Annotated in this window: 4 protein-coding genes and 2 pseudogenes; 3 read left to right on the forward strand and 3 right to left on the reverse strand. The window is 58.9% G+C overall.

Annotated elements, in window-relative coordinates:
- Both tnpA and LH62_RS00120 read right to left on the reverse strand, forming a co-directional pair.
- Positions 1 to 407: IS66-like element accessory protein TnpA (gene tnpA / locus LH62_RS00115; RefSeq protein ID WP_043358381.1), on the reverse strand; the 407-nt coding region annotated here is incomplete at its 3' end.
- A gap of 499 nt (positions 408 to 906) precedes the next feature.
- Complete coding sequence (locus LH62_RS00120; protein ID WP_052213530.1) at positions 907 to 1,902, reverse strand: replication protein RepA; 996 nt, start codon at positions 1,900 to 1,902, stop codon at positions 907 to 909.
- Positions 1,903 to 2,308: 406 nt separating this feature from the next.
- On the opposite strand from LH62_RS00120, the pseudogene LH62_RS00125 reads away from it, so the two are divergent.
- Positions 2,309 to 3,315, forward strand: a pseudogene (locus LH62_RS00125) (IS5 family transposase).
- A gap of 60 nt (positions 3,316 to 3,375) precedes the next feature.
- On the opposite strand, the gene LH62_RS00130 reads toward LH62_RS00125, so the two are convergent.
- Positions 3,376 to 3,738 carry a transposase gene (locus LH62_RS00130; protein ID WP_201445394.1) on the reverse strand — a complete coding sequence of 121 codons (363 nt, stop codon included), beginning with the start codon at positions 3,736 to 3,738 and terminating at the stop codon, positions 3,376 to 3,378.
- A gap of 852 nt (positions 3,739 to 4,590) precedes the next feature.
- Between LH62_RS00130 and LH62_RS30010 the strand changes: the two genes are divergently transcribed.
- Both LH62_RS30010 and LH62_RS30015 read left to right on the forward strand, forming a co-directional pair.
- Positions 4,591 to 6,438 carry a hypothetical protein gene (locus tag LH62_RS30010; protein WP_144404312.1) on the forward strand — a complete coding sequence of 616 codons (1,848 nt, stop codon included), beginning with the start codon at positions 4,591 to 4,593 and terminating at the stop codon, positions 6,436 to 6,438.
- Positions 6,439 to 6,667: 229 nt separating this feature from the next.
- Positions 6,668 to 6,844 (forward strand): annotated as a pseudogene (locus tag LH62_RS30015) (IS5/IS1182 family transposase); the annotation flags it as partial.

Genomic DNA, 6,844 nt, shown 5'->3' on the forward strand with positions numbered 1-6,844 from the left:
CACCCGCGCAGCGCCGCCAGCACCCGCCGCAGGGCAACGAGGCCGACCTCTTCGCCCATTCGCACCCGGGTGCCGTCAGGCAACTCGATCTCGATCGCCGTGGTCACGCGCGGTGATGGTGGTGGCGGCGGCGGTACAGGCTCCGGTTCCGGCAGCGCCTCGCCGTGGCGATCGGCGGCGACGCAGACCGGCACGAACTCCGGCGTCGGCCCGGCCACCAGCAGCCCGTCCCGGGCCTGTCGTCGCCACTGGAACACCAGGCTGCGGTAGACGCCGTGCCGGGCCGCCACCTCTGCCACCTGCACACTAGGTGCATCGCATTCGGCCAGAATGCGGAGCTTGTCCGCTACGCTCCAACGACGACGCCGCTCGCGCCCGGTGATGATCTCGACCGTCCCGCTGCCCATGACCTTACAGCCGACCTTACGCCCGACGTTAAGGCTGCCAGCCTCAACGCACGTCAGCGGCCAGGGAAGGCGATGGAGGCCGGACGCTTACCCGGCCAGTACGTGGCTCGGCCTTTCAGGCCTTGATCGCCTCCGGCGTGAACCAGACGGTCAGGCTGCCGCGGGCGCGCAGGCCGGCATCGTATTCGGCTCAGTTGGTCACCCGGTGCTTCTGCTTCGGGATGTGATGGCGCCGAGCGGCGTTCGTTTTGAAGGGCAAGAGGGCGGTCCCTGGGGGTAAAGGGGAACTCGCCCCAGCCTCATCCTACCCGATGCGCCCCAAGTCGCCGACCACTGCAACAAGGTGGCGCATACCCGCCACAAGGATCTGAAGACAATGCAGTCCTACGTCCGGCGGGCAACGCTGCTCAGCGACAGCCCGGCGAAGAAGCTCGGGCTTTGATCGGCAGGCCGGACCCCTCGCTGGTTACCTTGCCGCCACAGCCGCGCCTTCAATGGGTCAGCGTTTGGGCCACAGTCCGGGGCCTTGGACGGGGGGTTTACTGGCGCCGAGGGAGACGAGCTTGGGGGCGACTGGCGATCTTGACGGAAAGAGCAGGAGCCCGTCATCGCCGCTTTCCACTCGCGCTTCGGGATAGGCGGCGACGGCCGGCGCTAGCGCCTTGCTGAAATGCTCGCGGAAGCTGCGGAGGCGTCCATAGTTGCTGCCGAACTGCTGCGCGAGCGCCGACCAGCGGACGGGCGTCGGCTTCTGCAGGGTATGCAGCCGGTAGGCGAGCCAGATGTAGAGGTCGAGGCTTGCCGACTTCGCTGCCAACTGCCGCAATGCGGTTTCCCGAAGGGGTACAGGATGCCGCCTCAAGCTGTCGTAGAAGACTTCATCAAGGACGACGCGGTCTTCCCAAAGTTCGCCCTGGCTGTCGTTCCTGCCACCCGCATGGAAGCGGAGGCCGGACCGCACAAAGCCGCCTTTGACCCATCCGTCTGCCTCTTCGCCTTCCCAGGAAAATTTCAAATGGCAATGGGCAATGCGCGCAGCCTGCTCGCGTAGAGCCTTGCCGGTCTCACCGCCCCAGGATAGCCCCATCCTCCCGAGCCAGTCTCGCATGCTTCTCCCAAGCTCGACCTCGCGTGATCCGGTGCGAACCGCTTGGGTCTGCAGGTACAGCAGGATCATGCGGGCACGGGCGCCGTAGGGCACGCCGATATACTTCGCCTGCGTTGCCCCAGCTCTCTTGATCCGGCCTGGCTCGATGGTCAGCGTGACCTTATGCCCTTCCTTCTCCCATAGCTGCTCATCAGGAAGACGCTTGTGCGGTAAGCTGGTGAGGCAGAAGCCGGTGTAGGTAATGCCGATCTTGCCTTCGTCATCAGCGAGGACCTCGGCGGTGATGTCCACAAGGCTTCGGTGCTCAGGCTCGACCATCGTCTTGGCCTTCGCGCGGCCATGGACCAGCACCAACTGCCGAACTCCTGCGTCAATCTCCCCAGACATGCCCTGCATCCTTGATCTTCAGGCACAATCGGGGGCGGTTATCCCCGGCGTCAACGGGGGGTCTACTGGCGCAGGCTATTTGAAGCTAATTGAAATCTAATTAGTAGAGTCTGCCAGCAAACCCCCCGGGAAAACCTCGAGTCTCGCAAGGAAACCCCCCAACAGCGCCAGCAGACCCCCCGGCGGCGGCGGTGCAGACTGTGGATGATCTAGGCGCCAGTAGACCCCCCACCTCCAGCGACTCGCCTTTCGACGCGGGCGAGCATCTTGTTGCATAAGTCGCTCGGTCGGGCGCCTTGGAGTAGCCTGGCAGAGAAGGGAGCCCTCGAGCCGTGAGGGACGCCTGCCAGCGCCTTGGAGTAGCCTGGCAGAGAAGGGAGCCCTCGAGCCGTGAGGGACGCCTGCCATGCCGTTCAAGGTCAACGCCGATCGCCGGCACCACATCCCCAAGCAGCGCCAGAAGGTCACCAACTCAGCTGAGTACGATGCCGGGCTGCGTGCCCGTAGCAGCCTGACTGTATGGTTCACGGCCGAGGCGATTGCAGGGTGGCGCGCCGAGGCGCGTACTGGCCGGGGGGTGGTCAAGCGAAGTATTCGGACCTGGCGATCGCGACCGCCCTGACGCTACGTGCCGTGTTCCGCCTGGCGAAGCGCCAAACCGAAGGGCTGATTGGCTCCATTCTGCAGCTGCTGGGCCTCGACCTTGCGGTGCCAGACCACTCCACCCTCAGCCGTCGGGCCGAGACGCTGGGGGTGCCGCGGCCACGCTGCGGGCGCGAGCCGATGCATCTGCTGGTGGACAGCACCGGTCTGCGGCTGTGCGGTCCCGGCGGTTGGCTGGAGGAGAAGCATGGCACCAAGCTTCGCCGAGCCTGGAAGATGCTCCACCTCGCCACGGACGCCGACACCGGCCAGGTCGTCACCTCGGTGTTGACCAGCAGGGATGCCGATGACGGCTCGCAAGTTGGCTCCCTGCTCGACGGGGTCGACGGTTCCGTGGCGTCCTTTACCGGCGATGGAGCCTACGACCGAGACGACGTCTATGCCGAGGTTGCTGCGCGACATCCAGATGCCCCCATCATCGTTCCGCCGCGTGCGAATGCGGTGCCGAGCGGCACAGTCGAGACCGCGCCGACACGGCGGAATGCACATCTGCGCTGTATTGCCGAGCGTGGGCGCATGGGCTGGCAGCGGGCGTCAGGATACAACTTTCGTGCCCTGGTGGAGGCGGACATCTCGAGATGGAAGCGCGTCATCGGTGACGGGCTACGCCCACAAAAGGATGGGCGCCAGACGACCGAGGTAGCCATCGCTACCAAGGTGCTGAACCACATGCTCGAGCTTGGGCGGCCGGAGTACATCCGGACCGCTGACCTTAGACGCGAGCAGGGCTCGGTGTGTCCAGGCCGCTGACCCCTGCAACAAGATGGCCCGGCGCCGCTTGGTACCGTGCTTTTCTTCCAGTCACTCACCCTAATCGCGGCGCTTGAGCCCCCGTGCTATCCACCAGCAGATGCACGGGCGCGCTACCCGCCTTTGGCGGGACACCCCCAACGTCTCGGCCCGGCGACTGAGGGTGGAGTGGTCCGGCACGGGAAGGTCGAGGCCGAGCAGCTGGAGATTGGAATCGATCAAGCCCTCGGTCTGGCGCAGCGCCAGGCGGAACACTGCCCGCAGCGTCAGGGCATTGGCGATGTCCAGCGCGGAGTAGGCAAGCTTCCCGCCCCGGCCGGTGCGCAGCTCGGCGGTCCGAGCCTCGACCGCCTTCGGCGTGAACCACACGGTGAGGCTGCCGCGGGCGCGCAGTCCTGCATCGTACTTGGTCCAGTTAGTCACCCGGTGCCGCTGCTTCGGGATGTGGTGGCGCCGAGCGGCGTTCGCTGTGAACGGCGAGAGCGATGCTCCTGCAAAATGAAGAGGTCTCGCCCCGGCCAACGCTACTCGCAGCCGCCCATACGAGCAACCAACGCAGCAAGGCCACTAAATGGCTAGAATTTTGTAAGAAAAACAACCGCAGATACGAAAACGCCACGAATGATCCTGGGTAACATATAAGTTATACTGATCGATCTAACCCCCAAAATTCCGATTATGCAATATTACCGCAGCGTTCCTCTTCGCATTTCGCGTAGTTCATCAAGCATGAGTACAAATGAGTGTCTTCGTGGTTGGCACGGCCAAATTGCATAACTGATCTTCTCTTAAAAGTAGAATTTTCAGTCGATTATAAGCGCCCAAGGATCTTTCGGAAGTGATCTTGTGGCACCAAGCGGTGCATTGGTGTGCTCTGACTTTATTACGAAGTTGGTTGCCGACGGGTGATGGCCTCCATCAAGTTGCGTTGTTGCCCAAAGCAGGAAGTCGATGCGTTTTCGGATTGGTTTCTTGCAATCGAAGGTGCTCCCCGGCAGGGAACGTGGGTGCTGCCTCAGCCCAATTCCGGCACACGCATATTCGCATTTCGCAGGCCAATTCAAACCGTCTGAGTTTCGTCGTTTGAACAGCAAAGCGTGCTTGCGCAAACGCCCGCTCCAAGCTTGACGAGCTAGGTGTCACTTTCCGCTCCTTTCGTGTTTCGCAAAATGAGGCCCATTTTTCAAGTGCTTACGGGTTGTGACCCCGTTCAGCCGGAGGTTAGTCCTGTGGTGTGCTTCCAACCGCGAAGCAGTTCACTCAGGAGAACTCCCTATGACTTCCCAGAATGATCGCCGCCCGCCCATCCGACACGACCTGCCATGGCAGGCTATAAATCCTGAGCCACGTTGGGCTGTGCGGCCGCCGCATACCGAAATTGATATGTTAGACTACGGCTGGGCGCCTTTCGAGGCACTTCTTAGGCGCAAGTTTTGTAAACCGGAGATTTATCGCATAATCACTTCCCTACGCAGTTGGGAGTATTCGTTCCCAGGTCAATACGGAAAAGATTTGCTTCTGTCCGCTACTGGTGCTGACGCAATCGCACATTTCAACTGTGCTTATGGAAATCGTAGAATCGGTGCACGAACCGAACAGAATCGGCGTGCTGCCCTAAAACGGCTGAGGCACGAGTATATTTTGTTTACATCATCTCAGATCAAAGATGCGCCAGAGCCGGGTCGATGGCAGCCGAAACAACTTTTCGACCTCAGCACTCCGTCTGAGCTTAGCTGGGGAAAACAAAATAGGATTTTGGTAAACTTACCGTATTATCTTAAGGCTGTGCCGGTTCAGCTAAAGGATCGCATAGATGAATTTCTGGTTTGGCGCAGCAGTAACAGCAGCGGCAAAATCCGACTGGAACAGCTGGATGGGTCATTTGTTGAAATAGTTGCGACCACAGCCTGGACTAATTCAACTGGCCAACCTTCTACCGAATCGCACGGTCGAAAAATGTTTCTTGAGATGGTGCGCAGCTTTGGCGGATTTGCGACATTACCCGCAGATGCGCCGGACGAGAGGCATCGCGGCCTAGGTATTCCTATCGCAGACCTTAAGATTAGTCATTTGATGCAGGCGGTGAACTTCAATCGATTCCTCGATTTCAAAACAACCCGTCGAGGTCGAAGCACTGGCCAAATCGATATGGATTTTCTTCGATACTCCATGTTGATGAATGGGACAAATGGCTATCTTCGGTTTGCGCAACGGTCTGTATGGAACGACCTATTCGGTGTTCTGGGTATTGATGCACCAAAAACATCGGAGGATTGGATTGCGTACTGTGACGAGCAAATGAAATCTGTTCGACAGAAAGTGGCATTACTTCATCGCGGCCGAAGTGTAAAATCCCGTCGCCGACGGGGAAGGGCATCTTACATAACACTTAAAACATTACTGGATTACGATAGGCCTTTGGAAGAAATAGTTTGGCCAACAATTCTATACCTTGAGGACGAAAGACCCAATAACTCGACAACAGCGCGGCGCCGCTTTGCACATGAGTATCGAATTTTCCTTTTGGCAGCCCTGACGCTTGTACCACTAAGAGCAAGTAACTGGACAAATATTAAATGGACAAAGAATTTATTCCTTAAAAAAGGGCGGTGGAAAATATATATCGATGCGAGCGAATTTAAAAATCGTCGATCTTTAAGTGAGGATTACGCTGTCGATATCGGTGACGAGGGACAACGTTTCTTTTCAGCCTATTATGAAGCTTGGATGCAAACATTCGGTTATGATCCCCTTTTGCCGGAGCATCGCAAACTTGAGTCTTTCGTATTGTCGACTTCCCCTTACGACTGGGATAATACTTGCTCGCCGCCACCGAAATTGACTGAGGCTGCGCTCACGTACCGGCTCAGATTTCTTGAGAAAGTTTGGAACCTACATGTTGGTCCACACGCCTTCCGCCATATTACTGCGACAGATTGGCTTAAGAGACACCCAGGTGACTATACAACCGTAGCGGGATTTCTCAATGACTCGGTAGAAACGGTCGAAAAACATTATAGCCATGTGACGAGCGCCGATCATTATCGTCGTGTTAGCGAAGCAAATGGTGGCATCGAAGAACGGGCTCGCGCCTATTTGAAAATAGCTTTGCAGACAGGGTAGCTAATAGATCCTGGAAAATCTCCCCTATGTGGCGGATATAGGTGTGTACTTGGCCGCGGCCTCGTTTTGAGGCCGCGGAAACATTTAATGGTACCAGTGTGAACAGGTAGGTAGTCGGCCCTGAACAACTCCCGACCCACTGATCTGCCTGGGAGCTTCGCCGGTTTGAACGCTGTAGAATTGCAAGGTTTGATTGGAATGGACGGCAAAGCCTGCGATTCTGGCGGGCATGAAGCATCGCCCGCGCCCGCCAGAACAGGCCGATCTTCTACGACCGCGCCTCGTCGAGATCATCGATGGGCGGCATGAGCTGGTTCGACTGGCGGCGCTGATCGATTGGGACTGGTTCGAGCGGGAATGGGCCGGCTTCTTCCCCGCTGGGGAGGGGCGGCCCGCCACTCATCCG

The organism is Belnapia sp. F-4-1, assembly GCF_000802185.1.
In the GTDB taxonomy this organism is placed as follows: Bacteria; Pseudomonadota; Alphaproteobacteria; order Acetobacterales; family Acetobacteraceae; genus Belnapia.

Excerpts from the sequence above, each read along its gene's own strand:
- LH62_RS00120 (WP_052213530.1), bottom strand. The coding sequence starts at position 1,902 with ATGTCTGGGGAGATTGACGCAGGAGTTCGGCAGTTGGTGCTGGTCCAT.
- LH62_RS30010 (WP_144404312.1), top strand. The coding sequence starts at position 4,591 with ATGACTTCCCAGAATGATCGCCGCCCGCCCATCCGACACGACCTGCCA.